Genomic DNA, 26778 nt, shown 5'->3' with positions numbered 1-26778 from the left:
AATGGCCAAGGCGGATGCACGCCCCGGCCCAATAGACCTGCTATCAGATTATTTGCGCGTGATCAGCGCCTGGGCCGCGTCGGCGATCGCCGCCGGCGCCATGCCGAATTCGTCGAGGAGGAATTCGGCCGAACCCGTCGGCGCGTATATGCCGGGAACGCCAAGACGCTTCATCGGCACGGGCGCGTTGTCGACGACCACTTCCGCGATGGCGGAACCGAGGCCGCCGAAGATTGAATGTTCTTCAGCCGTCACGATTGCACCGGTCTCGTTGGCAGCCGCGATAATGGCGGTCTCATCGATCGGACGAACGGTTGCCATGTTGAGCACGCGCGCCTTGATGCCGCGCTTTGCCAGGATTTCGGCAGCCTTCACCATGCGGTGGGTCAGCGTGCCGTTGGCAATCAGCGTGACATCGGAGCCTTCGCGCAGCAGGTTCGCCTTGCCAACTTCGAACTTGTGGCCCTCGGGCAGCAGATCCGGGACGCCGACGCGCGACAGGCGCAGGAAGCAGGGACCATCGTAGCTTGCGGCCCATTCCACGGCGGCGGCAGTCTCTATCCTGTCGCATGGCGCGATGACGGGCAGGTTCGGCAGCACGCGGGTCCAGGCGAAGTCCTCGATCGAATGATGGGTCGGACCAAGTTCGCCGTAAGCCATGCCCGAGGAAATGCCGACGAGCTTGACGTTGGCATTGGAGTAGGAAATGTCGGCCTTGATCTGCTCGAGCGACCGGCCGGTCAGAAACGGCGAAGCGCCGCAGACATAGGGCAGGCGTCCGCCATTGGCGAGACCGGCGCCGACGCCGACCATGTTCTGTTCGGCAATGCCGACATTGACGAGGCGATCAGGGAATTTCGATTTGAAACCGCCGAGCTTGGAGGAGCCGACCGAGTCGTTGCAGACGGCAACGATGGTTTCATTCTCGGCCGCCAGCCGTTCGAGCGTCGCGGCAAAGGCATCGCGGCAATCAAAGAGCTTCGGTGGGTTTACGGGCGCGTTCATTGGAGTGCCTCCGACAGTTCTGCCAATGCGGTTTCATACTGTTCCTTGCTCGGAACCTTGTGATGCCAGTCGACGCGATCCTGCATGAACGAGATGCCATGGCCCTTGTTGGTGTGCGCGACGATGCAATGGGGACGGTCACTGCGATGCTCGAGAGCGGGCACGATCGCGTGCATGTCATTCCCGTTGATTTCGCTAACCTCCCAGCCGAAGGCCTCGAGCTTGGGGCGAAGCGGCGCGAGATCGTTGGTGTCCGAGAGAGAGGCGCCCTGTTGGAATCGATTGTGGTCGATCACCAGCGTCAGGTTGTCCAGGCGGAACTGGTAGGCGGCCATGATGGCTTCCCAGTTGGAGCCTTCCTGCATCTCACCGTCACCGGTGATGACATAGGTGTGGTATTTCGCGCCTGAGAGTTTCGCCGCCTTGGCCATGCCGACAGCGACCGGCAGTCCGTGTCCCAGAGGCCCGGTATTGGTTTCGACGCCCGGCACCTTGTTACAGTTCGGATGACCGTTCAGCCGGGAATGCGGCTTAAGGAAGGTTGCGATTTCCTCTTCCGGAATGAAGCCCCGCTTGGCGAGGACCACGTAGAGCGCGCAGGCCGTGTGACCCTTCGACAGCACGAACCTGTCGCGATCAGGATGTTTGGGCTGATGGGGCCAGATACGCAGCACGCGGAAGTAAAGCGCGGTGAGCAGATCGATCACCGACATCTCGCCACCAATATGGCCGGCACCTGCCTCGTATACGGCCTGGAGGTCGCGCAGACGTATCTGGCGAGCAACATGTTCAAGTTCGGAAGGCTCCATCGGTTCCTCTTGCATAAATATTCACATGGTTATATTTTTGCATACAACCAGCCTTAGTCAAGCCCCTTATTGGCCATTGTGCTTTGTCCAGCGTCCGAAAAGCCAGTTGACAGTATCTAAGCAAGTTGTTAATGAATTTTCCAGCAGGCATGAATAAATATTCTTGCTTGAGGAAATATTGGCCGCCGGCCTTAATCCCAGGGAGGAACAATGGTGGCGATCGACGTGAATGAACAGAGCCGTCCGTCCGGCACGTGGGTCAGCAAGCTCACGGGAGCAACCGGCCCGCTCATCGGGCTGCTCTTGCTCTGCCTGTTCCTGACCTTCAGCACCGATGCATTTCTCTCCGTCCGCAATGGTCTGAACATTCTCGACCAGATCACCGTGCTCGGGATCATGGCAGTTGGCATGACCTTCGTGATTCTGATCGGGGGCATCGACCTGTCGGTCGGTTCGGTTCTCGCTTTGGCGATGATGGTGATGGGCTGGACGGCGAATATCGCCGGCCTGCCGCTTGGCGTCGGGATCCTGTTAGCGCTCATTGCCTCGATGATCAGCGGATTGATCGTCGGTATCATGGTCACCTGGTTCAGGGTGCCCGCCTTTATCGCGACGCTAGCGATGATGTCGGCCGCACGCGGCGTGGCGAACATGATCACTGACGGCCAGCAGATCGTCGGCTTTCCAGACTGGTTCATGATGCTGGCGATCGATCGTCATTTCGGCGTTCTGACCGCAACCGTATTCCTGATGCTTGCCGTTACGGCGGCCGCTTGGATCTTCCTTCACTTCCGCGCGGAAGGCCGCATGCTCTATGCGGTCGGCGGCAATCCTGAAGTGGCACGCCTTGCCGGCATCAACGTCCAGCTCGTGACCATTCTCGTCTATGTCGCCAGCGCCGTTCTGGCGGGTCTTGCCGGCATCGTTCTTGCCGCCCGTCTCGACTCCGCCCAGCCGTCCAGTGGCTTCGGCTATGAGCTCGACACGATCGCGGCCGTCGTCATCGGCGGGACCTCGCTCTCGGGGGGCGCGGGCGGTATCGGAGGAACACTTATCGGTGTTCTTATCATCGGCGTCCTTCGCAACGGGCTCAATCTTCTCAATGTGTCGCCGTTCCTGCAGCAGGTGATCATCGGCATCGTCATCGTGCTCGCGGTCGGCACGGAGACTATTCGTCGGCGTCGCGCCTGACGAACGGGGGCGCCCACGTCGGCGGGCCTGGAATTCCGCTCTAAAGGTTTGGGGCGGATCAATACCCCGAGGGGGAGGACACACCCGAGGGTTCCATCAAACAACGGAGGAAATACAATGAAAATTGCGCGCACCATGCTCGCGTCTGCTGCACTGCTCGGCCTCACGCTCGGCCCCGTACACGCGGCGGAACTGAAGAAGCTCGGCTTGGCCGTTGCCAACCTTCAGGCAAACTTCTTCAACCAGATCAAGCAATCGGTCGAAGCCGAAGCCAAGAAGCGCGGCATCGAAGTCATCACGGTCGACGCAAAGGGCGACGGACCGACGCAGGTCAATCAAATCCAGGATCTTCTCACCCAGAAAATCGACGCGCTGATCTACATTCCGGCAGGTGCGGCGGCTGCGACCGTGCCGGTCAAACTCGCCAAGAGCGCTGGCATCCCGGTCGTGAACGTTGACCGCAACGCCGAGGGAGCACCCGGCGATACCTTCCTTGCAACGGATTCCGTCGCGTCTGCCAAGGCGGTGTGCGACTACATCCTGAAGGAAGCCGGCGGCAAGGGGAAGATGGTCATCATCCACGGCCAGAAGGGCACGACGCCGGAAGTTGATCGTTCGAAGGGTTGCGGTGAATCTCTCAAGGCATATCCGGACGTCAAGGTTGTCGCCGAGCAGTTTTCGAACATCTGGAGCCAGGATGAAGGATTTCAGATCATGCAGAATATGCTGCAGGCAAATCCGGACGTTTCGATCGTATTCGCCCAAGCCGACGGCCTCGCCCTTGGTGCCGCGCAGGCGATCAAGGTTGCCAATCCTTCCCAGAAGATTGTCGTCGGCGGCTTCGATGGCGACACCGCAGCTCTCGAAGCGCTCAGCAAGGGCGTCTTCAACGTGACCGCGACACAGCAGACACAGAAGATGGGCCGCGATGCGGTTGCCAACGCCATCAAGCTCGTCGCCGGCGAAAAGGTTCCCCCGGTCCAGCTTCTCGATGCCACCCTGACGACCAAGGAAAACGTGGCAGGCTTCATCGCCAACCATCCGTAATCAGTCGAAATCTCGAGGAGGTGTGCTGTGACCGAGCCGGTTCTTTCCCTGAGGGGGATATCCAAGCGCTACGGAGCGCTCCAGGTTCTGAAAAACGTGGACCTGGACGTCTATCCCGGTGAGGTGGTGGCACTTCTCGGCGAAAACGGCGCCGGCAAGTCGACGCTATCGGGCATCATCGCCGGATCACGCACACCGTCCGAGGGTACGATGACATGGCTGGGGCAGCCTTATGCCCCGGCCGCTCCACGTGAGGCGATCGACAAGGGCGTCGTACTGATCCATCAGGAACTGCAGCTTCTGCCGCATCTATCCATCGCTGAAAATGTCTTTATCGGACGTTGGCCGATGAAGAATGGCGTAGTCGACCGCACCCAGATGGTCCGCCGCGCCCAGGAACAGCTCGCGCGGCTGAACCTGCATATTTCCGCGACCCGAAGGGTCGCCGGTCTTTCGACCGCCAACCAGCAGCTCATCGAGATCGCCAAGGCGCTGGCGCACAATGCAAAACTCCTGATCCTCGACGAGCCGACGGCAGCCCTTGGCGGGGCTGAGACGGAAGCCCTGTTCGAGCAGATACGCAAGCTCCGCGCCGAGGGCGTGGGCATCATCTACATCTCCCACCGCATGGAGGAAATCAAGCAGATCACCGACCGTATCGTCGTGCTTCGCGACGGAGAGCGTGTCCATGAATTTGCTGACAGCTCGACGCCGGTGCGCACGATCGTCGAAAGCATGGTCGGCCGCTCGCTCGATCGCATGTTTCCGACGCTTCCCGAGCCGACCAGCAGGCCCGTCCTTGAGGTCTCTGGGGTGACGTCGCCGGACGATTCCTTCCGGGATGTGAGTTTCGACGTTCATGCGGGCGAGATCCTCGGCATTGCCGGCCTCGTCGGTGCCGGCCGCACCGAGCTCGTGCGTGCGATTTCCGGTGCCGATCCAATCAGCGCCGGCTCGGTCCGGCTGGAAGGCCAGGCGTTGAAGCTGCGCAGCCCGGCGGATGCGATCGCCAAGGGCATCGTGATGGTCCCGGAAGATCGCAAGGACCAGGGCCTCGTCGTTGCGCACAAGATTAGCGAAAACATCATCTACGCCAATCTCGACAAGCTTGGCGGGCGCTGGCTCACCTCCGGCGTGAAACGCGTTTTCGCCGAAAAGGCGGTGACGAAATTCGGCGTCAAGGGGCGTGCGGAGCAGTTTGCCTCCGACCTCTCGGGTGGCAACCAGCAGAAGGTCGTCATCGCCAAATGGCTGATGCGCGATCCGAAAGTCGTGGTGCTGGATGAGCCTACGCGAGGCATCGATGTCGGAGCCCGCGCCGGAATCTACGATATTATTGTGAACCTCGCCAAACAGGGCGTCGCGGTCATCGTCGTAAGCTCCGATCTCGAAGAGGTTCTCGGCGTATCAAACCGGATTCTCGTGCTGGCGCAGGGCAAACAGGCAGGCATTTTGAAGCGTGACGAAGCGAACGACGTTTCGGTCATGGAACTGGCGACAATCTAGGTAAAGACAGAAAGGAAGAGCGGTGTCCGACATCTCTCTGAACGCACCGAAACTATTCGATCTCAGTGGCCAGGTTGCCATCGTGACGGGCGCCGGCAGCGGCATCGGGCAAAGGATCGCCATCGGTCTTGCCCAGTGCGGCGCCGACGTGGCACTTCTCGATCGCCGCAGCGATGACGGTCTTGCCAATACCGCCAGCCATATCAGGGCTGTCGGCCGCCGCTCGATTGAAATCGCCGCCGATGTGACCAGCAAGTCGTCTTTGGCCGATGCTGTCGCCCGCACCGAATCCGATCTCGGCGCCCTCTCGCTTGCCGTCAATGCGGCCGGCATCGCCAATGCCAACCCCGCCGAGGAAATGGAAGAGGACCAGTATCAGACGCTGATGGACATCAACCTGAAAGGCGTCTTCCTGTCCTGCCAGGCCGAAGCACGCGCCATGCTGAAGAACGGCCGCGGTTCAATCGTCAACATCGCCTCCATGTCCGGTGTCATCGTCAATCGAGGTCTCAGTCAGGCCCATTACAACGCTTCCAAGGCGGGCGTGATCCACATGTCCAAATCGCTGGCGATGGAGTGGGTGGGGCGTGGCATCCGCGTCAACACGATTTCGCCAGGCTATACCGCAACGCCGATGAATACCCGGCCGGAGATGGTGCATCAGACAAAGCTCTTTGAAGAGCAGACGCCGATGCAGCGCATGGCTGGCGTCGACGAGATGGTCGGTCCGGCCGTCTTCCTGCTGTCGAATGCCGCAAGCTTCGTGACGGGCGTCGATCTGCTCGTCGACGGTGGCTTCTGCTGCTGGTGATGCCCATGCGCAGGCTGATCGCAGGCAACTGGAAAATGAACGGTCTCGCCTCCTCCCTGGCAGAGATCGCGGCGCTGAGGGAACTAACGGGCAAGGCGGCGTGCGATATCGTCGTCTGCCCGCCCTTCACGCTGATCGACCGCGCTGTCGAACGCGCCAAGGATTCGAAACTGGCGATTGGCGCGCAGGATTGCCATGCTCAACAGTCAGGCGCCCATACGGGCGATGTTTCTGCCGAAATGCTCGCCAATATCGGTGCGCGTTATGTCATCCTCGGACACTCCGAGCGCCGTCTGTCTCACGGCGAAGATGATGAAATCGTCCTTGCAAAGGCTATTGCCGCGCATAGAGCGGGCTTGATTGCGATCCTCTGTGTCGGTGAAACGCGGCATGAGCGAGACGAGGGCCGGGCGATCGAAGTGGTTGGCGGGCAGCTGAGGGAATCCATCCCAGAGCGAGCGACGAGTGCGGATCTCGTCATCGCCTATGAACCCGTCTGGGCGATAGGAACCGGGTTGGTGCCGACCAACGAACAGATCGAGGAGGTCCATGCCGCGATCCGGCAGATACTCGAAGAGCGGCTGGGCAGCGATGGTCGTTCGGTCAAGATCCTCTATGGCGGCTCGGTCAAGGCATCCAATGCCCAAGCGATATTCGGGCTTCGCAATGTGGACGGAGCGCTGGTCGGCGGCGCTTCGCTGAAGGCGTCGGAATTCGCTGGGATTATTTCTGCGGCCGTTTGAAGCCTGAGTGAGCAGGCATGTACCGCCGACCTACAGATCGGCGCGCTCATGCCGGCACCGTTGAAGGGAAAAGAGAATGCAACGATTTGAAAGCAAGACCGTCATCATTACCGGCGCAAGCCGCGGTATCGGGGCTGGGATCGCCAAACGCTTTGCGCGCGAAGGCGCCAATCTCGTCGTTTCGGCCAATGAAGACAGCGTGCATGGCGTGGCCGAACAGATCAAGGCCGATGGCGGCAAGGCAATTTCCTTCGTTGGCGACGTCACTGACAAGGCTAGCGTCAAGGCCCTATATGACGCAGCCGAGCAGGCATTCGGCGCTGTCGACGTTTCCATTCAGAATGCCGGCGTCATCACTATCGCCCGCATCGAGGATCTGACCGAGGGCGAGTGGGACAAGGTCATGGCCGTCAACACCAAAGGCGTGTTCCTCTGCGCCCAGGAGGCGATCGCCCGCATACGCAAGCACGGCCGCGGCGGCCGTATCATCAACACTGCCTCCGGCCAGGCGCGCGACGGCTTCATCTATACGCCGCATTATGCCGCCTCGAAGATGGGCGTCGTCGGCATCACCCAGAGCCTTGCCAAGGAAGTCGCGACCGACGGCATCACCGTCAACGCCTTCTGCCCGGGCATCATCGAGACCGACATGTGGGCCTATAACGACCACGCATGGGGCAAGCTGCTCGGCAATTACGGACCCGGCGAACTGATGAAGGAATGGGTCGAAGGCATCCCGATGAAGCGCGCCGGTTCCGGCGAAGACGTCGCCGGTCTCGTCACCTTCCTTGCCAGCGACGATGCAGCCTACATTACCGGTCAGACCATCAATGTCGATGGGGGCCTGATCATGTCCTAGCTCCGTTCGGCAATAGGAAACGGTGCTTTCACCCCTGCGAGGCAATTCCCGCGGCGAAATCTATACACAACCTCTTGCAGAACAAGGCCTTCATCATCTATCTAGGTAATGTTCTCAGGGCGGGGTGCAATTCCCCACCGGCGGTATCGAGGCAACTCGGAGCCCGCGAGCGCCTTCGTGAAAGCGAAGGGTCAGCAGATCCGGTGAGATGCCGGAGCCGACGGTCATAGTCCGGATGGAAGAGAGCAACGCAGAGGGCACCGCTCGGCTCGCGGTGTTTCATATGCTTGTTCGCCCAAGGGAAATTGGTGGCTTTTGATAGGCCATGTATGCCGCACGCTGCGGCTAACCCTTGAAAGGCAGAGAAGATGGCAATTTCCAAAATCGAAGATGCGGTCGCCGCAATTGCGCGCGGCGAAATCGTCGTCGTCGTAGACGATCGCGACAGGGAGAATGAGGGCGACCTCGTCATCGCTTCCGAAGCAATTACCCCACAGGCAATCGCTTTCATGATGAATTACGCCCGCGGTCTCATCTGTGTGGCGATGGAAGGCGAACGGCTGGACGAACTGCAGATCCCGCTGATGGTGCCCAATAATACAGAAATGTTGAAGACTGCCTTCACCGTCTCGGTTGATTACATTCCCGAGACGACCACCGGCATCTCGGCCGCCGATCGCGCCGCGACGGTTCGAGCGCTGGTCGGCGATGGGTCACGTCCTGAAGAGTTCGCGCGTCCTGGTCACGTCTTTCCTCTTCGGGCGCACCCAGACGGCGTGCTCTCTCGCCCCGGACATACAGAAGCGGCTGTCGATCTTGCTAAGCTCGCCGGTCTTTCTGCCTCGGGCGTCATCTGCGAGGTCGCAAACGATGACGGCAGTATGGCCCGCCTTCCGGATCTGGAGGTGTTTGCAAAACGCCACGGCCTGCATCTCATCACGATCGAAGATCTTATTGCGCATCGACAACTGGCATTGGCAATGAAGGCCGCTTAGACCTCTTTGAGTGACAGGGCCAAATCGGGACGAGACTTGCCAACCGCGATGCCGCGATTGGTCGGCTCCCTCCAACGATTCAATATCGCCAGCGGTCCGATCTGTTTCATCATATATTCGAGATGGTGATGCAGACGCGGGCGCGCCTGGCACCTTTTCGACGGGCACAATTCCGTTTACCCGGGCGTCTGGCAAAATCCTATGAGGAGCACGGCCGGATCGTGACCGCGATCATTCACGCGGAAGCCGCGGCCGCGGGGCAGGCGGCATATGCTCATGTAGAAGTTGTCAGCGATGCCAGCGCGGTATTTGCAACGGCCGGAGAGTAGAGGGGGTTGACGCCTAAAATCAGGCCCCATTAGCCCTCTTACGAAGAACGCCCAGTTGTTTCGCAGCGTCTCCTCCGCGGCTTCGACGAAGCGGTGAGCAATTCAAAGAACCTGTCCTCCCGTGGCATCAGCTTGCGAGAAATACTCATCATGCCAACGGACCCTTCAGTGTGGCTAACTGTCATAAATCTGTCATAAACACGCTCAGGCAATTGAAGCAACGGGCAAATCGGCAAGCCAATCACTATGAAGTCTACCAAAAAAAGCCCGGAGCCCCGACCAGACAAGTCCCAGACATTGCTTCGGCAGCTTGCGACCGTTGGCCGATGAAAGGGAAGAAACCCTTCGAAGCTGCGGCGATCGAGGCGTGGGAGGAGGCAGGCGTGCGCGGGGCGGTGAGGAGGAAGCCGGTTGGCTACTATACCTATCTGAAAGAACTCGAGAATGGCGACGTAGCGCCCTGCATCGTCGACGTGTTTCAGGTTGAAGTCACGGAGATCAGGGGTGACTTCAAGGAGCAGGGCCAGCGTGTTCTCGAATGGGTAAGCCCTGATGAAGCGGCGCGACGCATTCGTGAGATCGAACTCAAATCACTGCTCGTCCAATTTGAGGCGCACGGCCGAAAGAAGCGTGATCGCGGCTAACCAGGGGCGTCTTGCAGGCGTGCCACAGCGCGCCCGTGTCTTTATCGCTCGAATGGTTCGCCGAGCGAAGCGACGCCGTTCAGTTTCAGTAGACGACGGTCCGCAGAGATGATGCCGAGCACGATGATGGTGACGAGATATGGCAGGCTCGAGAGCAGTTGCGAGGGAACGTCCAGTCCGGTTGCCTGGGCTGCAAGCCCCATCAACGAGACCGCCCCGAAGAGGCAGGCTCCGAGGAAGATCCGGCCGGTAAGCCAAGTCCCGAAGACAACGAGGGCGATGGCGATCCAGCCGCGCCCGGCAATCATTCCATCGGCCCAGAGTGGCGTATAGACCACCGACGCATAGGCGCCGGCGAAACCGGCCATCGCACCGCCGAAGGCGATGGCGAGGACGCGGACTGAGATTACCGAATAGCCGATGGCGTGGGCGGCCTTGGGGTTCTCGCCAACGGCGCGGACGATGAGGCCAAGCTTGGTGTGGGCAAATATGGCCCAGAGAGCGAGAGTCGCGGCGAGCGAAATCCACACGACGATGTCCTGGACGAAGAGGCCGCCGACAACCGGCAATTCCGAAAGCCCGGAAAGGGCAAGCTTGGGAAGTCCCCTGACCGTGAGGCTTTCATAGGTCTTGCCGAAAAGCGCGGAGAGGCCCTGACCGAGAATGCCGATGGCAAGGCCCGCTGCCACCTGATTTGCCCGGAATCCGAGCGTGACGAAGGCGAAGAGCAGGGAAAGGACAGCGCTGCCGAGCCCAGCGACGACGAAGCCCAGGAGATGTCCGCCGCCCTGATAGACGACGATGAAGGCGAGCACGGCGCCGAAGGCCATCAATCCCTCGACCCCGAGGTTGAGAACGCCGGCGCGCTCGGCCACCAGTTCGCCAAGGGCCGCAAGAAGAAACGGTGTCGCAGCCGCAAGCATGCCGGCAAGAATGAACTCGATGGCGTTCATGACGGGCTCCGGTGGGCGGCGCGGCGCCATTCAAGGCGGTAGCGCACGAAGGCGACGGCGATCAGGTAAGCGAGCAACAGACTGCCCTGGAAGACCCGGACAGCGGCGATCGGCAGGTTGGCCGAGACCATGGCATTGTCGCCACCGATGTAAATGACCGCCATGACCAGCGCCGAGGCCACGATGCCGATCGGATTCAAGCCACCGAGATAGGCGACGATGATGGCCGCATAGCCATAGCCGCTCGCGACAGAACGCTGCAGCTGGCCGAGTGGACCGGCAACTTCGGCGGCCCCGGCAAGGCCGGCAGCAAAACCGCCGATCAGCAGCGAAAGCCAGATTGCCCAATCCTCCTTGAAGCCGGCATAGCCGGCGGCCCGAGGAGCCAGACCGCCAACCTGTAGCTTGTAGCCGATGAAGCTCTTCTGCATGAAAACCCAGGCCGCAACCGACAAGGCGAGCGTAATCAGGAATGAGACGTTGAGGCGCGTGCCGGAAATCAGCGTTGGCACCATCGCATCATATTGGAACATCACGGACTGGGGGAAGTTGAAGCCGTTCGGATCCTTCCAGGGGCCGAGCAGCAGGTAGTTCAACAGCTGCGCCGCAACGAGGCTCAGCATCAGCGAAACGAGGATCTCATTGGCGTTGAGGCGCATGCGCCAGAAGGCGGTGAGAGAAGCCCAAAGTGCGCCCCCGATGGCGCCGAGCAGCAGCATTGCCGGCCAAATCCACTGGCCCGTTGCCTGAGGAAACCAGACCGGAATGGCAGAGGCAAAGATCGCGCCGAGAATGAACTGGCCTTCGGCGCCGATGTTGAAGACCTTGGCGCGAAAGCCGATCGCCAGTCCCTGGGCGATCAGGAGCAGCGGACCTGCCTTCAAAAGCACTTCCGAAAATGACGCCCAGGAGAGAAAGGGCTCGAAAAGCATCGCATAGACGACCGCGACGGGGTCACGGCCCATCAAGATGTAAAGGCCGAGGTTGAGGGCGATCGCTATGACAAGCGCCATGACGGGCGCGAGCAAGGTCGCGGCAAGCGAAGCGCGCTCCCGGCGGACCAGGGTGGGAACGAAAGCAAGGAACCAAGCACTCATCATTGGACTTTCTCAGGCGAGGCTTGTGCCCCGATCATGTATCGGCCGATCTCCTCGGGCTCCGTGTCCCGCGTTTTTAGCGGCGGGCTGAGCCGGCCGTGATACAGTACCTGGATGCAATCGCAGAGCTCGAACAGTTCTTCCAGCTCCTCGGAAATCACCAGAATCGCCATCCCCTGATTGCGCAATGCGACCAGGCGGCTGCGGATGGCGGATGCGGCGCCAATATCGACACCCCACGTCGGTTGCGCCACGAACAGTAATTTGGGTGCCAGCATGATTTCCCGGCCAACGATGAACTTCTGTAGATTGCCGCCGGAAAGCGTCCCGGCTTCGGCATCCGGGCCGGGTGTACGGACATCGTAGTGACGGATACAATCATGGGTGAACGCAGTGGCTCGCGTCCCGTCGACCAGACCGTATCGCAAAAGCTTGAGCGGATGGGCCGTCAGCAGGCTGTTGAGGACGAGCGACATTTCGGGCACAGCGCCGCGTCCGAGCCGGTCTTCCGGCACGAAGGCAAATCCCAGCGTCCGTCGCGCGGCGGCATCGAGCCTGCCGACGTCGATCCCCATCATGTAGATCCGATCGCGTTGGTCGCGCCCCAGCACCGTCTCGCCCGAAATCAACGTGGCGAGCTCGCTTTGGCCGTTTCCCGAAATACCGGCGATCCCGAGGATTTCACCGGCATGCACTTCGAGGTTGATGCCGGAGAGCGACACCGCAAAGGGATCGTCGGGCTGATAGTCCAGACCGATGATCTCCAGCCGCTTTTCGCCACCAGACAGCGGTAGCGCCGAGATGGGGGCGGGCATGTCGCGGCCGATCATCATGCGGGCAAGGTCATGGGCATCATGTTCGCGCGGGTCGACGTCCCCGGTCACCCGCCCGCCGCGCAGGATCGTCGCCCGGTCGCAGATTGCCCGGATTTCCTCGAGCTTGTGGGAGATCAACAGTATGGACACGCCGCCGTCGCGTAGCCGGCGTAGTGTATCGAAGAGCTTCTCCACCAGTTGCGGCGGCAGGACGGAAGTGGGCTCGTCGAGGATCAGCAGCTTCGGATCGGTCATCAGGCTTCGGATGATCTCCACCCGCTGCCGCTCGCCGACAGACAGCGCATGCACATGGGCGAGCGGATCGACTTCAAGGCCGAACTCCCGTCCAAGAGCCCGAATGCGTTCCTTGAGCTCAGCCTTCCGCCCCGGCACGACCAGCCGAATATTCTCCAAGACGGTCAAGGTCTCGAACAGCGAAAAGTGCTGGAAGACCATGCCGATACCCTTGCGCCTTGCCTCAGCGGGTGAGGCAAGGCGCAAGGGTTTTCCTTCCCAGATGACGTCTCCGCCATCCGGTTGCTCGACGCCGTAGATCAGCTTCATCAGCGTCGATTTTCCCGCCCCGTTTTCTCCGAGGATCGCATGGATCGATTGCGGAGCCACGTCCAGATCAATGGCCTGATTGGCGTGGATCTGGCCGTAGCTCTTCGAAATGCCGCGCAGCGACAGGAGCGGGGTCGTCATGACTTATTTCGGCAGTGGCGTGGACACGCCCTTGACGTGCCAATTCATGGCGATGATCTCGGCGTCGGCCATGGTTGCACCGGATGCGACACCTTCGCTGCCGTCGGCCTTGATGATCGGCCCGGTGAAGGGCGAGAAGCTGCCGTCAGCGATCTTTGCCTCGATCTCCTTGATCTTGGTCATCACGTCAGCCGGAACATCCGCACTCCAGTCGACCACTTCGACGACCTTGTCGGCAACGCCGAGGAACGCATTGGCGCCCTTGAACGTGCTGGCAAGGTGGGCGTCGACCGATGCCTTGAAGAACGGCGACCAGTCCGTCGAGATGCATCCGAGATAGGTTTTCGGTGCATATTTCTTCATCGAGGAATTGAGGTTGAAGGCGTAGACGCCGGCTTCCTCGCAGGCCGAGATGACGGACGGGGTGTCCTGGGCGTTTGAGAAGATCACGTCACACTTCTGCGCGATCAGGGCTTTGGCGGCTTCCTGCTCCTTGGCCGGGTCGAACCAGGAGTTCACCCACACCACCGAGACCTCGATATCGGGCTTGACGGCCTGGGCTCCGAGGGTGAAGGCGTTGATCGAAGTGATGAGTTCGGGAATGGCGAAAGCGGACACAGAGCCGAGCTTGCCGGTCTTGGAAAGTGCTGCGGCAGCCATGCCGAGCAGATAGGTGCCCTGGAAATATTTGGCGGCGAAAGGCGAGAAGTTCGGAGCAACCTGGAAGCCGGAAGCATGCAGGACCGTAACCCTCGGATCGCGGCGGGCGATCTGCAGGGCGCCGTTCTGATAACCGAATGAGCCGGCGATCAGGAACTTGTTTCCGTCGGCGACCGTCTTGTTCATGATGCGGTCCGCATCCGGACCCTCCGCGATATTCTCAAGCACGGTGACCTTCACCTTATCGCCGTAAGCAGCCTTGATCGGCTCGAGACCGGCGGCCAGTGCATGCCCCCAGCCGACATCGCCAATCGGCGACGGGACGACGAGCGTGATGCCGAGCGGCTCGTCCGCGGCCAAAGCAAGGCGGCTGCCGAGCACACCGGCAAGGCCGGTGGCGGCAGCGGCCGTCATCAGGTTTCTGCGGGTCAGTTTGGTCATGGTCTCAGTTCCCTCTTTTGGTTTTTTTAAAATTCCACGGCGGATAGTGCGGCCTCCGCATCGGCAGCGAGCTTGGCCTCGTCGAGCCCGGGGAATTCGCCCTTCTGCCAGACGATGCGGCCATTGATCATGGTCATGTCGGTCGCCATGCCGATCCCGACGCGGGCAATCAGGCTCAGCGGGTCGTGCCGCGTGCCGACATAGTCCATGCGGCGTGTGTCGATCGCAAACAGGTCAGCGGCCATGCCAGGCGCGAGCCGGCCGATATCGCGCCGGCCGAGCAGGCTGGCACCCCCGGTGGTGCCGTAGCCGAGGAAATCGACCGGAGGCGGCACGGGATGGGCACGGCTGGAGGATACGAGGCACTGCAGCATATAGGCGGAGTGCAGGCAGTGCATCAGGTTGGAATTGTCGTTGGAAGCAGCGCCGTCGCAGCCGAGGCCGACACGCAGGCCGAAAGCGGCCATGGCGGGAATATCGGTGACTTCTGCGCCGACCAGATAGACCGGTTCCGGGCAATGCGCGACGCCGGTGCCACTGGCCGCCATCTTCCTGAGTTCGTCGTGGGTCAACTCCCAGCAATGGGCATAGAAGGCGTCGGGTCCGGCAAAGCCGAGTTCTTCCAGATAGTCGACCGTGCGCATGCCATGGCGAGCCTGAATGACTGGACTTTCGCCTTCGCCCACGTGGCTATGCATCATGACGCCGCGATCACGCGCCAGTGCCACCGATTCCACGAAGGTCTCACGGTAGCAGTTCACCGGCTGGCAGGGCGCAACCACGACCTGCCGCATGCTGTAGGGGCTGGTATCGTGATAGGTGTCGATCAGTCGGGCGCAGTCGGCGATAAATTCGTCGGTCGTTTCCAGCATCTCATCGGGGATGGTCGAGCCTTCCGACTTCGGCAGGGTGTTGCCGCCACGGCCGGCGTGGAAACGCATGCCGAGCAGCTCGGCTGCCTCGAACTGCCGGTCGATCAGCCGCTTTCCAGCGTGCCGGGGAAAATTGTACTGATGGTCGAAAGCCGTGGTGCAGCCATGCTTGACCATCTCGGCCATCGCCGTGACGGAGGAGTGGTAAAAGCACTCCTCGTTGAGCTGCGAAAAAATCGGGTAGATGCGGTCCAGCCACTCGATCACCGAGAGCTTCGTCCAGTCGAGATCGGCGCGGTTGCGCACGAAGCACTGGAAGAAGTGATGATGGGTATTGACCAGACCGGGATAGACGAACCAGCCGGCAGCATCCTCAAGGATCGTGCCGGCAGGCAGCGCGTCCGCCCCGAGATTTCCGCCAATCGCCACGATCGCCGGTCCGCTGGTCAGGAGATCGACATTGCGGTGAACGACCGGCCCGTTGCCTTCATCGACGATCACGGCTGCGCAATTCTTCAGGAGATATCCAGCCATGTCACGCCTCGCCCGCTTCGATCTGGGGTTCCGGCTTCAATTCGTGCAGCCGGTGAATGCCTGGCATCTCGATAAACTTGTCGAGGGCGCGCAACGCGCGGGACCAGAGCCGGATCGCAGGATAAGCGTCCAGCGTGACGCCGCCGTCAGGGGCCAGCGCCGCATAGGGAAAGCAGGCGATGTCAGCAATTGTCGGCCGGTCGGAGGCGAGGAAGCGCATGCCGCGAAGGCCCTGCTCGACCAGCCCGGCTTCAAGCTCGCGAAGGGCGGCGGTGCCCTGGGCCTGCAGCGCGCCGATATCGCCCGGCCGCAGCAGCATTTCATGGAGCCGCGCTGCCCCGAGGCTTGCCGTCAGCCGGCCGGAGAATGACAGCCATTGCTGCACTCGTGCCGCTTCCTTTGCCTTGCCGCTGCCGAGCCATTCGGGTGCTGCCTTGGCGGCGAGATAGACGAGGATCGCCGAGGATTCGGTCAGGATCAGGTCGCCATCCTCAAGGATCGGAATGGAACCTGCCGGGTTGAGCGCAAGCAGCTCGGGGCTGCGATGCTCACCGCCGGGATGAAAATCCACCGGGCGCAGGTCAAGCTTCACACCGGTCAGCGCCGCCATTAGGCGAACCTTGTAGCAGCTCGGCGAGAGAATGTAGTCGTAGAGTTTCATTGCGCCACCAGCTGTGCACCGTAGGTATAATTGTGACGCTTCAGCCAGCGCCGGTAGGCGATCGATGTCAGGTCGGCGCGCGTGGGGATTTCCATGCCGGGGTCGAGCGGCAGGAGCCGCGGGATCTGGTTTTCGAGGATGGATCGGTCCTGCAGAAAGATCGTTTGCTGGAAATGGATGAGGTCGGTCATCGAGGTTTCGTCGTCGAAGAGCGCCATCCATGGCCAGACGTCACAGAGGTCCTCGGCCAGCGGCTGCACGAAGAGCGTGATGACATCCCATTCGTTCGGGCGCGGCGGACAGGTCTTGTAAAGTACAGAGCAGGTCGGTGCCGGCACGCGATACATATATTCGGTGGTGATTCCGCCGCTTGCCGACTTGGCGGCCTGCGGCTGGTAGAATTTTACCTGCGTTGCCCAGACCTCGTCTTCTTCCTCGCGAATCTCAACCTTGTAATTCTGAACCTCGGTGTGCGGTTCAGCGCCAAGAATATCGGTGTGGACGAAGGGGAAATGGGCGATGTCGAGAAAATTCTCGACCGCACGCAGCGGCGAGCAGCGCACCCGGACCACGCCGACAGCCACGAAGCGGCGGCCGGGCTGATCGGCCTCGGGAATCGGGAAAAGTTCCTTCTTCGGCTCGCCGAGGGAGGACCAGACGTGACCGTAACGCATGCGCACCGGCAGTACACGGCCGTCGCCGGTCGTGACCCTCGCATTGCCATCGGCATCGCACGCTACGTCGATCGGCTCGCCCATCAGCGCCGTCGTGCGGCCTGCGCCGTCGAGCTGGCTGAAAATCCCAACCGGATACCATTCGTCGATCATCGCCTGCACGGTCATTGCGCGATCTCCTTTTTCTGAAGATCCTCAGCTCGGCGGCGCAGACTCTCAGCGGCTCGCGAAGCGCTAATGCCCGCCGCGGGACCGGCGTTCCCCTTCAGCAGCACATGGATCAGCGTCTGTCCGTCTTCCCACGAGGATAATAACAAACAGATGGTCCCGTTGAACGCGTCGAATTCAAGCAAACCTTCAAGGTTTGCCTCCGCACCGGCTGCCGCCTTGATCGCCGCGATGCCGGCAAACACTGTCAGGGAGCGCAGGGGAATGAGGCCCTCAAGCGTCGGCGGTTTCGCAACAGGCGCGCCCACGGCCACCCAGATCACGCTGTCCGTTTCCTCGACGTCAAAGGTGGCGACGCGGATGGTTTCTGGTGGCGTCAGCCCCGGATGGGCCGGAATGCGGAGGCAATTTCCGGCCTGTCCGTAGCTCCAGCCGTGATAGATGCAGGAGAGCGTCTCGCCGCGGACGAAGCCATGAGACAAGCGCATGCCACGATGCGGACAGCGATCCGCCGATGCCGATATTCGCCCCGAAACGCTGCGCCACAGGGCAATTGGTCCGGCTGCCGTCCGTGCCGGCATGACGGTACCGGCCGGCAAATCCCGAGAAAAGGCGACTGGCGCCCAAAAGCCGGCCTGATCGGATGGCATGGCAAAGTTCCTAAACAAAATCATATGCTTGCCGAGCACGCCTCACCTCCGCAGCGAGGCAATTCCGCTCAACCTTATCAGGCTTGCATAATTTTTTCGCATTGGCAATATTGAGTAAATAATATGCACGACCGAAATGCACCGGAGTCCGGTACTAGGTCCTTTCACCGCTGATCGCCGTGCGAACTATCCTCTCGACCCATACCTCGATGGGTCCAAGAGAGCAGCCCATCTCCATCATATCGATCAGCTCCTCCGGCCCGGCGACCTCGATTTCGATCCGCCTCGAACTCGTATATGCGATGGTGGGCGAGAGCCCAAGCTTGGCTGCGTGGCGGCGGATCCAGGGTACAAAGCAGGCTGCCTCGAGATCACCCACTATCGTAAACCTCTCCAAGAGGTGGCTTGTATCTTGTCCCGCCATCAGGATTCTCTCCCTCGCTTTCCATAAAGCATTTTTGGTGGGATAACCCAGCTGACGAATAGTCGCCTTAACCCGCTTGCCAAGCTTTATATACAACTCAACCGCTCGGATCCTGTCTGCGTAGGAAGACATGAACTACCTCCTGGTGGTCCAAGTTTTCGTCCGCATCCCCTATCCGGCAATGCCGGGTCACAATCAACGGGATTTTCCTTTGATACAACAAATCATCGGCAAGCACCGCCATCGGGGTTGGTCGCGATCATATGGCTGAAGGTTCGATGGTCACTCGAAGAGCGCCCCGTTCCCTAGCAACCTTATGCAGGGAGGCAGTTGCTTCGACGGGGCGGGCGGAACTCTTTTAGACGTATCCGAAAAATCGCGAGTCTAATCGCCAGGTGGGGTTGTGCCGATGGGACGCAGGCATCGCTGTGGCCTTGCGTATGCGCTGCCCTCCGAAGCCACGAAGCGCGAGATTCCGTCGCCGGGTCTTGATGCCTTCATCGATTGCGGAGGAGGAGAAGCATGACAAAACATATCTATCGCGGCAGCGGCGATCGCATGTCTTGCGGCAGCGCAGGCGCAGGCCGCCGAAAACGGCAACACCCAGTATGCACCCGGTGCATCCCAATTTTATGCCGGCGCCATCCCACCGATGGAAGGTCTTTTCTTTCTGTCGCAGACCAGCCATTTCAGTGCCGATCGGGTGAATGACGGCAAGGGGAACGAAGTTCCCATCGATTTCAAGGTGCGGGCTACGGCCGAAACCCTGCGCTTTCTCTACGTCAGCGACATTCACATCGGCGATGCCACGCTCTGGGGCCAGCTCATCATTCCCTTGCTAAATCTGGATCTGGACTCGCGTTTTGCAAGCGACGATAGATTTGGTCTCGCCGATGTCACTGCCACCCTCGGGCTGGCATGGCATCCGGATCGGATGCAGACATTCGCGTTCGGCGTTGATCTGGCGATGCCGACCGGCAGCTACGAAGCCGACAGTTTTGCGAACACCGGCCTCAATCACTGGTCGGTGCAGCCGACGATCGCCTACAAATATTTCGATCCGCAGGGCCTCGATGTCTCGCTGTCGTCGCGCCTCATCTTCAACACGGAAAATACCGATACCCACTACACAAGCGGCACCGAACTCGTCATCGACTACGCAGTGGGCTGGAATCTGGGCAAGGTGAAGATCGGGGCAACCGGCTACTACCTGAAGCAGTTGACAGACGATGAAGGCCCGGCTGTCGCTTCGGACGGACACAGAGGCGAGGGCCTCGCAATCGGCCCGTCCCTTACCTACAGCTTCAATCCCGGCATGCAATTGAGTGCTTCGTGGCAGCACGACGTCATTGCCGAGAACAGATCCCAGGGCGATGCCGTCTGGGTGAACTTCGCGACAAAATTCTGACCATCGGCGGTACGGAGCCGGTCTTCCCCCTCCGTACCCCATTCGATGTGGCCGAGGAAACGCGCTTCGGCATGAGTTTCCGCGCCTAGCAGGCGAAACTCCTCAAAGCAGTGGAGTGGCTCGCCGCCGGCCGAAGCGTCGGCGATATCGCCTTCTCGCTCGGCTCAGCGCCTTCATTGCGGTGTTCAGGACGGCTTGCCGTTCTTCTCCCGGACAATGTTTCTAAGGAACTTTCCGAGCTATGGTGCCGAACCGTGCGATATCGCGTCAGGCTATCCGGCGGCCGGGTTCTTTCGGTGCAGGCATCCGCCAGAGAACGCACCCTCGCCGCTCCGCAGGATTGGTCGACTTTGCGGCTGGACCATGAGGAAGCCGATATTCTTGCAGACGCCGCCCATGTCCTGCGCTTCGGAGACAACGAAGGCGAGACGACCACGCCGATCGGGCGCAACAGTTACTTATTCCCCGCCGGCACGACGACCGCGCCAATGATCTCTGGACCGTGTGGAACGTGGTTCAGGAAAACGCCATCAAAGGCGGGTTGCGTGGCGTGGGCCGCGACGATCTCGGCAGGCCGCGCCGTGTGAAGTCCCGCGCCGTGAACGGCATCGATCTGGATATCAAACTCAACAAAGCCCTTTGGCTCCTCGGCGAAAGGATGGCGGCGTTGAAGGCGTGAGTGGGCAAGCACATGCGCCGCCACAAGAGGCGGCGCAACGCCCCCGCGCGCGGTCCCTTTTGTTTGCAAGATGATGAGCCTTGGCCACCGATGTTTGCCGTTTGCCTGTCCTTCACCGCTATCCAAGCGGCGCGTGCCAGGACGAGGGATGCCCCGAAGCCCCATCCCTGGCACTCCCTTCCCACCCGTGAAATTCAGGATTTCGAGGACAAATCGTCCTGATCGCCGGCCTTGTCGAGCTGGTCGCGTATATAGGCTTCGATGTAGTCGAAAACCTCGACCGCATGCGCTCTCTCTGCGCGCCCATTTCAGGACTTCGCCTTCGGTGCGCAGCACGGGGCCGGACATCTCCAGTATCTTCGCGAGGTGATGTGATTTCACCATGAATGCGGTTTGATGCTGGCCCGCCGACGCCCCGGGGACGACATCCGGCAATTGCGACGTCCGCAACTCGTCGTCGGAGATATGCCGCCTGACCCAATGAGCCAGCTTCGCCAGCGAGCTCGGGGAGGGATGGGAAAGCGCCGGCGCGGGGGCTAGGGCACTTCCCCCGCAACCCAAAAGTTACATGGCTACAGGGTTGTCGCAAAAGCCTCCTCCAATCGCCGGACTTTTTGCGTCTGACATTTGCGACGGGAATTGGTGAGCAATTTAGGCCTTGCAAAATCTGCCCAGAAAAATCAGGATTTTCGCGGAAGCACTAATCACCGCGAGATCTTGACGACCGCTCTGCCGCTAACCGCAAAGATACGGCCGATGGTGTTGAGCAGAAGTTGGGCGGCGAGAATAGTGGTTGTGCCGGTATGGTCGTAGTCGGGCGCGACTTCGACCAGATCAACGCCGACGATGGTGCCACGCTTCGCAAGACCGGCAATCAGTTCCAACACCTCATAGTAGATGAAGCCTCCATGACTTGGAGTGCCTGTACCTGGCGCGATCGATGGATCGAAACCGTCGATGTCGATGGAGAGGTAATAGCGTTCACCTGCAGGAATTCGGTTCAGAACGCCTTCGACGCCGAGATTACGGATCTGACGCACCGATAGAATGTCCGATCCTTGAGCGCGGGCATGGTCGTAACCTTCCTTGGCGGTGGATGACACATTGCGGATGCCGAGCTGCGTCATGCCGGTGACCCAAGGCTTTTCCGACGCACGGCGCATGGGACTGCCGTGGCCGTAGCGCACGCCGTGACGCTCGTCGACGAAATCGAGATGCGCGTCGAACTGCACGAGATGAATCGGCGCCTGGTCACTGAAGGCATTGATGCAGGGTATGTTGATGGAATGATCGCCGCCAAGCACGACCGGGAGCGCGCCCGCCGCAAGAATCTTGCGGACACCGATTTCGATATTGGCGTGGCTCGAAATCGTGTCGGTGTGAATGATATCGGCATCGCCGATATCGACGATCCTGACCCCTTCGAGATAGGTTACGTCGTCTTCATGATCGTAAGCTCCCGCGTGGCCGAACGCAAACAGCGTAGACGCCTCGCGGATGCTTCTTGGTCCGAAGCGCGCGCCGGAACGCCACTGCGTGCCGAAGTCGAAGGGCGCGCCGAGGATAGCGACATCCGCTGCGATCTGATCCCAGTTCTCGACATAAGGGCTCTTGGCAAAGGTAGAAATGCCGACGAAGGGCAGGTTGAGCCGGCCATTGTCGTAACCGTGAGCAGCCATGATCGTTCCTTTCAAGGTATCAAAGCGCGCGTTCGCGCCAGGTTTGTAGAAATTGCGCAAGACGCATGCTCTTCGGCTCGGCGAAAAGCGCTCGCGGCGAGCCTTCCTCGACAATGCGACCGCCATCCATGAAGACGACGCGGTTGGCCGCATGGGCAGCGAAACCCATCTCGTGCGTGACGATGACCATGGTCATGCCCTCCGCCGCGAGCGTCTTCATGACCGAAAGCACCTCGCCTACCAGTTCGGGATCAAGCGCGGACGTCGGTTCGTCGAACAGCATTGCCTTTGGCTTGCAGGCAAGCGCCCGGGCAATCGCCACGCGTTGCTTCTGCCCCCCGGACAGACTGTCGGGACGGCGGTCCGCGAAGGTGGCAAGCCCTACCTTTTCCAGCATTGCACGCCCGGTTTCCTCCGCTTGCTTTCGAGCAGCGCCATGCGCCAGCCGAAGCGCCAATGTGACATTGTCGAGTACGCTCATATGCGGCCAGAGGTGGAAATGCTGGAACACCATGCCGAGCGGTCGGCGTGTTTCCGCCAGTTCTTTCGCACCGGCCCGTTCCCGCCCGAGTGGCGTTTCCCGCCAGCCGATCATCTTTCCAAAAACTTGCACGTCGCCGCTGTCGTAAGGGTCGAGAAAGGCGATCGAGCGCAACAGCGTGCTCTTGCCCGAACCGGAGGGGCCGATGATGCAGGTGACGTCGCCGGTATGAATGTCGAGGTCGATGCCGGACAACACCGTCTTCGCACCGAACCGCTTCTGAAGTCCGCGCACCGAGATCGCAGCTGTTCTTGCCGTCATGTCAGGAGCCTTTCACCGCAAAGTGCCGCTCCGCATAAAAGCCGAACCGCGAAATAATTTCGACGAGCGCCCAGTAAAGGAGGGCGATGGTAAGATAGGGCGTGACGACGGCAAAGGTGATGGAACTGATCATGCCGGCAACCTTCGTCAGTTCGCCAAGCGTGATGACAGATAGGACCGCCGACTCTTTCACCAGATTGATCGTCTGCCCCACGGAGGCAGGAAGCGTGAGGCGCAGTGCCTGGGGTAGTTCGATGTTGAGAAAGGTTTGGCCCGGCGTGAGGCCGAGCATTTCGGCCGCCTCACGCTCACCCGTCGGGATCGCGTTGAAGCCGGCACGAAAGATTTCCGCAAAAGGGCCCGCGCCATAAAGACCGAGACCGACGATGCCAGCGACATAGGGGCTGAGCAACAAACCAAATTGCGGACCGCCGTAATAGAGAAGGAAAAGCACCAGCGCGAGCGGTGCGCCGCGGGCAAATTCGACGTAGAATCGAACCGGCAGCGCGATGAACTGGAAGCGGCTACGCAGCGCCAGTGCCAGAACGATGCCGACGAGAATGGAAATGCCAATGCCGAGCAGGGAAACCGCAACCGTCGTGGCGAGGCCGGCGGCATAGAGTGGAATATCGTTGACGAAACCGGGCATTATCGTTTTGCCCTCCGCGCCAAGTGGCGTTCGAGCAAAAGACCGATACATGCCAGCACCGCTCCGATCGTCACGTAAAGCAACAGCGCTGAGGCATAGGCTTCCAGCGGACGGAACGTAGACGCGGCCACTTGCTGCGCCCGGCGGGCAATGTCGGTAACGGCGATCACGGAGACGAGCGAAGAGTTCTTGACGAGGGCCTGCATCTCCCCGACCAGCGCCGGCAGCATCAGACGCACCGCCTGCGGTGCTTCGATCCTGAAAAACGTCTGGCTGGCGGACAGACCAAGCATTTCAGCCGCCTCGATCTCCCCCTGCGGGATCGCTTGAAGTCCGGCGCGGTAGATTTCCGACTGGAAGGCAGCGGTGTTCAATGCCAGTGCCAGTGTTGCCGCGACGGCGGGTTCCATCACCAGTCCGAGAAAGGGCAAAAAATAGAAGACGATCAATAGTTGCACGAGGATGGGGGTCCCTCGCCAGAAGGAGATATAAAGCCCTGCCGCGCGGCTCACGACCTTGCCGCCGCGGGAAGCCGCGGCAAGGAGAATGGCCAATGGCGCACCGAGAAGAAGTGCCGAAAAACTGACCGTGACGGTGGTGACAAGGCCGTCCAGAAGCGGTGGCCAAACGCCTGCAAGTTCCCTGTTCATTACCGGTTCTCTTCGCCCGGCTTACTCTGCGGCGGGAAGGGATTCCGGCAGTTCCATTGGAGCGCCAAACCACTTCTTCTGCAGTTCGACAAGCTTGCCGGATTTGTTGAGCTTGACGAGCTCCGCATCGATCAGGGCGTTGAGCGAGGCGCTGTCGGCATCGTTGCGGCCAGCCCAGGAAAAATAGGTCTTTTGACCGAAAGTTGGCAGCACGACTTCGAAGACGTCCGGACGCTGACGCGCTGCTTCGAGGAGGTTAGGCAACGAGTTGACGACGGCGCTGATACGACCGGCTCCGAGGTCTGCATAGGCTTCTGAGAAGTCGGTGTATGTCGAAACCGCTATCTCACTCTTGCCGCCCGCCTTCAGTTCGCCGGCGAATTTTTCAAGCGCTGCAAGCTGGGCCGAGCCTGCCTGCGAGCCGACTGGCTTGCCGGCAATGGCTTCTGGCTTGGTAATCTCGGCATCACCCTTGCGCTTCAGGACAGCCATCGTGGCATCTGCGATCGGTGCGGAAAGATGGTAGGCCTTCATACGTTCCGGCGTAACCGTGACCGAAGTGACGACATAATCGAAGCGGCTAGCCGCAAGACCCGGCAGGATACCTTGCCAAGGCAGATCGAGCCGCTTCAGTTCGACGCCGGGCATTGCCTTCATGACTTCTTCCATGATGTCGGCGGAATAGCCAACGATCTTCCCGTCCTCGACAAATTCGAACGGCGCAAAGCGTGCCTCGGTGGCAACGGTGAAAACCCTTGCAGTCTTGATCTTTTCCAGCAGATCGGCGGAGCGCGCGCCAGGCGCAGCAAGGGCGACAGCAAGCACCGCGCCCACCAGAACGATCTTCGAATTCCGAATCGCTTTCATAGTTTCCTTCCCCTGTTTTTTCGGATCGCTAAGTGATCTCCGCAGAAGAGAAAAGCATGGACAATAGCGCAGAAAAATAGGAAAGATATAAAGTCTACATCAGAATTATTAATGTAAGGAAAGACGGATGCTGTTGGCTCAATCCGACCTTCGCTCCTTGACGGCGTTTCGGGCAGTCGTCGAGCATAAGAGCTTTCTCGGCGCACAGATCGCGCTCGGCCTTAGCCAATCCGCCGTCAGCTTTCACATCAAGGCTCTGGAGGATCGTTTGGGTTTCAAGCTGTGCCGGCGCGGCCGCTCGGGTTTCGAGCTGACGGATCGTGGCGCTATCGTGCTTGAACGATCGAAAGGACTCTTTCTGGCGCTCAATGCCTTCGAGAGCGACATTGGTGCGCTCAAGAACCGGATTACCGGCACACTGAGGCTCGGCTTGATCGACAACACCATCACTGACTGCGATCTGCCGATCCATCGAGTTATCGCTCGTATTAGCGAGAAGGCACCTGAAGCGCGAATTGAACTGGCAATCGACTCTCCGGATGCACTGCTTTCCGAAATCGCCAATGGCGGACTAGACATCGCGCTTCTACCGGAAACGCAACCCTATCAGGGTCTGAAGCTCTCCCGACTTCGGGAGGAAATCCATTCGCTCTACTGCGCCCAGGGGCACCCGCTCTTTGAGCAAGTGGAAGCCGAATTGACGATAGAACGCATCGAGGCCTTCGATTTCGTTGTACGGCCATACGCCAACATGCGTGAATTGCAATTCTTTCCGCAGGCACGAGCTCGCGCTGTCGCCTCCAATATGGAGGCACAGGCAATGTTCGTGATGTCCGGACACTATCTCGGTTACTTGCCGGACCATTATGCACGCGACTGGGTTCAGAAAGGTTGTTTCCGGGCGCTTATTCCGGACGAAACTCGAATTCACTCCGCATTCGTCATCGCCACGCGTTCCGCAGAAAAGCCCTCGACCGTTCTCGACCTCTTCATCCGCGAACTGGCAGGCATTGCCTCGGAATCCTTACATAAGGAGGATTTTCTCGCTGCGGGGAACGTGGCACGTCTACAAGACTTACCCAATCACGCGGGTTGAAGATTGTCGATCGGTTATTCGTCAGATCGCAGACGTTGTTTTCGCGTTGAAAGGGATCGAAGATCCCCGGCACAGCATTACAATCCCGTTGCGCAGATAGTTGAAGAATTTAACCGCAGGAATGCCATAAGGTCAGCTTTGCGAGTGCTGAACCCCTATTCTTGGCAAATATCCGCGAGCACGCATTTGTTTCAACAATTCGAGGAACACCAGAACCGCTTCCTGTTCCGGTAGTCCTCCCCGTTTTAGCGGGGTTCAGCGGTAGAATTCACGCGGCCATTTTCAGTTTCTGAGCGGGTGTGATGCCGCCAATGCCCATGTTGGGCCGTTCGTGGTTATACGTCCAAAGCCACTC

Annotated in this window: 26 protein-coding genes, 3 pseudogenes and 1 riboswitch; of the genes and pseudogenes, 13 read left to right on the top strand and 16 right to left on the bottom strand. The window is 60.2% G+C overall.

The window, feature by feature from the left end; translation table 11 throughout:
- Positions 1–48: 48 nt before the first annotated feature.
- The gene (locus EFD55_RS22640) at positions 49–1005 is read right to left on the bottom strand and encodes a transketolase family protein (RefSeq protein ID WP_125847579.1); all 957 of its coding nucleotides are present in this window, start codon (positions 1003–1005) and stop codon (positions 49–51) included.
- A complete protein-coding gene (locus EFD55_RS22635) occupies positions 1002–1814 on the bottom strand; it encodes a transketolase (RefSeq protein WP_125847576.1) in 813 nt (270 codons plus the stop codon). The genes EFD55_RS22640 and EFD55_RS22635 overlap by 4 nt, the downstream gene beginning before the upstream one ends.
- A gap of 210 nt (positions 1815–2024) precedes the next feature.
- Here EFD55_RS22635 and EFD55_RS22630 point away from each other — a divergent pair, with 210 nt between their 5' ends.
- The 9 genes and pseudogenes from EFD55_RS22630 (at position 2025) to EFD55_RS22590 (ending at position 9939) form a co-directional block, all read left to right on the top strand.
- The gene (locus EFD55_RS22630) at positions 2025–3005 is read left to right on the top strand and encodes an ABC transporter permease (RefSeq protein WP_125847574.1); all 981 of its coding nucleotides are present in this window, start codon (positions 2025–2027) and stop codon (positions 3003–3005) included.
- 117 nt (positions 3006–3122) lie between these two features.
- Positions 3123–4052, top strand: coding sequence for a sugar ABC transporter substrate-binding protein (locus EFD55_RS22625; RefSeq protein ID WP_125847572.1), 930 nt, complete (start codon positions 3123–3125; stop codon positions 4050–4052).
- A gap of 27 nt (positions 4053–4079) precedes the next feature.
- Entirely contained in the window at positions 4080–5558 is a 1479-nt protein-coding gene (locus EFD55_RS22620; protein ID WP_125847571.1) for a sugar ABC transporter ATP-binding protein, read from the top strand.
- Between the two features lie 22 nt (positions 5559–5580).
- Positions 5581–6369, top strand: coding sequence for an SDR family oxidoreductase (locus tag EFD55_RS22615; protein WP_125847569.1), 789 nt, complete (start codon positions 5581–5583; stop codon positions 6367–6369).
- 5 nt (positions 6370–6374) lie between these two features.
- Positions 6375–7112: a triose-phosphate isomerase gene (gene tpiA, locus EFD55_RS22610; RefSeq protein WP_125847567.1), complete on the top strand. Its 738-nt coding sequence runs from the start codon at positions 6375–6377 to the stop codon at positions 7110–7112.
- A gap of 76 nt (positions 7113–7188) precedes the next feature.
- Positions 7189–7971: a glucose 1-dehydrogenase gene (locus tag EFD55_RS22605; protein ID WP_125847565.1), complete on the top strand. Its 783-nt coding sequence runs from the start codon at positions 7189–7191 to the stop codon at positions 7969–7971.
- Positions 7972–8077: 106 nt separating this feature from the next.
- Positions 8078–8222: riboswitch (FMN riboswitch) on the top strand.
- A 117-nt stretch (positions 8223–8339) separates the two neighbouring features.
- On the top strand, positions 8340–8966 hold the full coding sequence (gene ribB, locus EFD55_RS22600; RefSeq protein ID WP_125847563.1) for a 3,4-dihydroxy-2-butanone-4-phosphate synthase: 627 nt from the start codon (positions 8340–8342) through the stop codon (positions 8964–8966).
- 110 nt (positions 8967–9076) lie between these two features.
- A pseudogene (locus EFD55_RS22595) lies at positions 9077–9295 on the top strand (FCD domain-containing protein); the annotation flags it as partial.
- A 246-nt stretch (positions 9296–9541) separates the two neighbouring features.
- A pseudogene (locus EFD55_RS22590) lies at positions 9542–9939 on the top strand (NUDIX hydrolase).
- 41 nt (positions 9940–9980) lie between these two features.
- Here EFD55_RS22590 and EFD55_RS22585 read toward each other — a convergent pair.
- The 9 genes from EFD55_RS22585 to EFD55_RS22545 form a co-directional block, all read right to left on the bottom strand.
- The gene (locus EFD55_RS22585; RefSeq protein ID WP_125847560.1) at positions 9981–10892 is read right to left on the bottom strand and encodes an ABC transporter permease; all 912 of its coding nucleotides are present in this window, start codon (positions 10890–10892) and stop codon (positions 9981–9983) included.
- Positions 10889–11989, bottom strand: a complete 1101-nt coding sequence (locus EFD55_RS22580; RefSeq protein WP_125847769.1) for an ABC transporter permease — start codon at positions 11987–11989, stop codon at positions 10889–10891. Before EFD55_RS22580 ends, EFD55_RS22585 begins: the two co-directional genes overlap by 4 nt.
- Entirely contained in the window at positions 11989–13509 is a 1521-nt protein-coding gene (locus EFD55_RS22575; protein WP_125847558.1) for an ABC transporter ATP-binding protein, read from the bottom strand. Before EFD55_RS22575 ends, EFD55_RS22580 begins: the two co-directional genes overlap by 1 nt.
- Positions 13510–13512: 3 nt before the next feature.
- Positions 13513–14610: a BMP family ABC transporter substrate-binding protein gene (locus tag EFD55_RS22570; protein ID WP_125847555.1), complete on the bottom strand. Its 1098-nt coding sequence runs from the start codon at positions 14608–14610 to the stop codon at positions 13513–13515.
- A 26-nt stretch (positions 14611–14636) separates the two neighbouring features.
- Positions 14637–16016, bottom strand: a complete 1380-nt coding sequence (locus EFD55_RS22565) for an amidohydrolase (protein WP_125847553.1) — start codon at positions 16014–16016, stop codon at positions 14637–14639.
- A 1-nt stretch (position 16017) separates the two neighbouring features.
- Entirely contained in the window at positions 16018–16677 is a 660-nt protein-coding gene (locus EFD55_RS22560) for a glutathione S-transferase family protein (RefSeq protein ID WP_125847551.1), read from the bottom strand.
- On the bottom strand, positions 16674–17519 hold the full coding sequence (locus EFD55_RS22555) for an aromatic ring-hydroxylating oxygenase subunit alpha (protein ID WP_125847549.1): 846 nt from the start codon (positions 17517–17519) through the stop codon (positions 16674–16676). The genes EFD55_RS22560 and EFD55_RS22555 overlap by 4 nt, the downstream gene beginning before the upstream one ends.
- Positions 17516–18169: a Rieske 2Fe-2S domain-containing protein gene (locus tag EFD55_RS22550; RefSeq protein WP_125847547.1), complete on the bottom strand. Its 654-nt coding sequence runs from the start codon at positions 18167–18169 to the stop codon at positions 17516–17518. The genes EFD55_RS22555 and EFD55_RS22550 overlap by 4 nt, the downstream gene beginning before the upstream one ends.
- Positions 18170–18323: 154 nt before the next feature.
- Positions 18324–18593: an acylphosphatase gene (locus EFD55_RS22545; RefSeq protein WP_125847767.1), complete on the bottom strand. Its 270-nt coding sequence runs from the start codon at positions 18591–18593 to the stop codon at positions 18324–18326.
- 652 nt (positions 18594–19245) lie between these two features.
- On the opposite strand from EFD55_RS22545, the gene EFD55_RS22540 reads away from it, so the two are divergent.
- The 3 genes and pseudogenes from EFD55_RS22540 to EFD55_RS33865 all read left to right on the top strand — a co-directional run bounded on the left by EFD55_RS22540 (position 19246) and on the right by EFD55_RS33865 (position 20680).
- Positions 19246–20001 (top strand): SphA family protein, encoded by a 756-nt coding sequence (locus tag EFD55_RS22540; protein ID WP_125847545.1) that lies wholly within the window; start codon positions 19246–19248, stop codon positions 19999–20001.
- An 89-nt stretch (positions 20002–20090) separates the two neighbouring features.
- A pseudogene (locus EFD55_RS34225) lies at positions 20091–20227 on the top strand (AraC family transcriptional regulator); the annotation flags it as partial.
- A gap of 285 nt (positions 20228–20512) precedes the next feature.
- A complete protein-coding gene (locus tag EFD55_RS33865; RefSeq protein ID WP_376774105.1) occupies positions 20513–20680 on the top strand; it encodes a hypothetical protein in 168 nt (55 codons plus the stop codon).
- Between the two features lie 704 nt (positions 20681–21384).
- On the opposite strand, the gene speB is transcribed toward EFD55_RS33865, so the two are convergent.
- From speB to EFD55_RS22505, 5 genes are read right to left on the bottom strand one after another with little or no spacing between them, the layout of a single operon-like run.
- A complete protein-coding gene (speB, locus tag EFD55_RS22525; protein ID WP_125847543.1) occupies positions 21385–22359 on the bottom strand; it encodes an agmatinase in 975 nt (324 codons plus the stop codon).
- Positions 22360–22378: 19 nt separating this feature from the next.
- Positions 22379–23161 (bottom strand): amino acid ABC transporter ATP-binding protein, encoded by a 783-nt coding sequence (locus EFD55_RS22520; RefSeq protein WP_125847541.1) that lies wholly within the window; start codon positions 23159–23161, stop codon positions 22379–22381.
- Between the two features lies 1 nt (position 23162).
- Positions 23163–23810 carry an amino acid ABC transporter permease gene (locus tag EFD55_RS22515; protein WP_210276305.1) on the bottom strand — a complete coding sequence of 216 codons (648 nt, stop codon included), beginning with the start codon at positions 23808–23810 and terminating at the stop codon, positions 23163–23165.
- Entirely contained in the window at positions 23810–24460 is a 651-nt protein-coding gene (locus tag EFD55_RS22510; protein WP_125847539.1) for an amino acid ABC transporter permease, read from the bottom strand. Before EFD55_RS22510 ends, EFD55_RS22515 begins: the two co-directional genes overlap by 1 nt.
- Before the next feature lie 21 nt (positions 24461–24481).
- Positions 24482–25327 carry a transporter substrate-binding domain-containing protein gene (locus tag EFD55_RS22505; protein WP_125847537.1) on the bottom strand — a complete coding sequence of 282 codons (846 nt, stop codon included), beginning with the start codon at positions 25325–25327 and terminating at the stop codon, positions 24482–24484.
- Between the two features lie 127 nt (positions 25328–25454).
- Between EFD55_RS22505 and EFD55_RS22500 the strand changes: the two genes are divergently transcribed.
- A complete protein-coding gene (locus tag EFD55_RS22500) occupies positions 25455–26423 on the top strand; it encodes a LysR family transcriptional regulator (RefSeq protein WP_245438520.1) in 969 nt (322 codons plus the stop codon).
- Positions 26424–26778: the final 355 nt, after the last annotated feature.

The organism is Rhizobium pisi, from assembly GCF_003938655.1.
Classification (GTDB): domain Bacteria; phylum Pseudomonadota; class Alphaproteobacteria; order Rhizobiales; family Rhizobiaceae; genus Rhizobium; species Rhizobium pisi.
The sequence above is the reverse complement of the archived record's forward strand: the minus strand, read 5'-3'. Positions and strand labels throughout refer to the sequence as shown.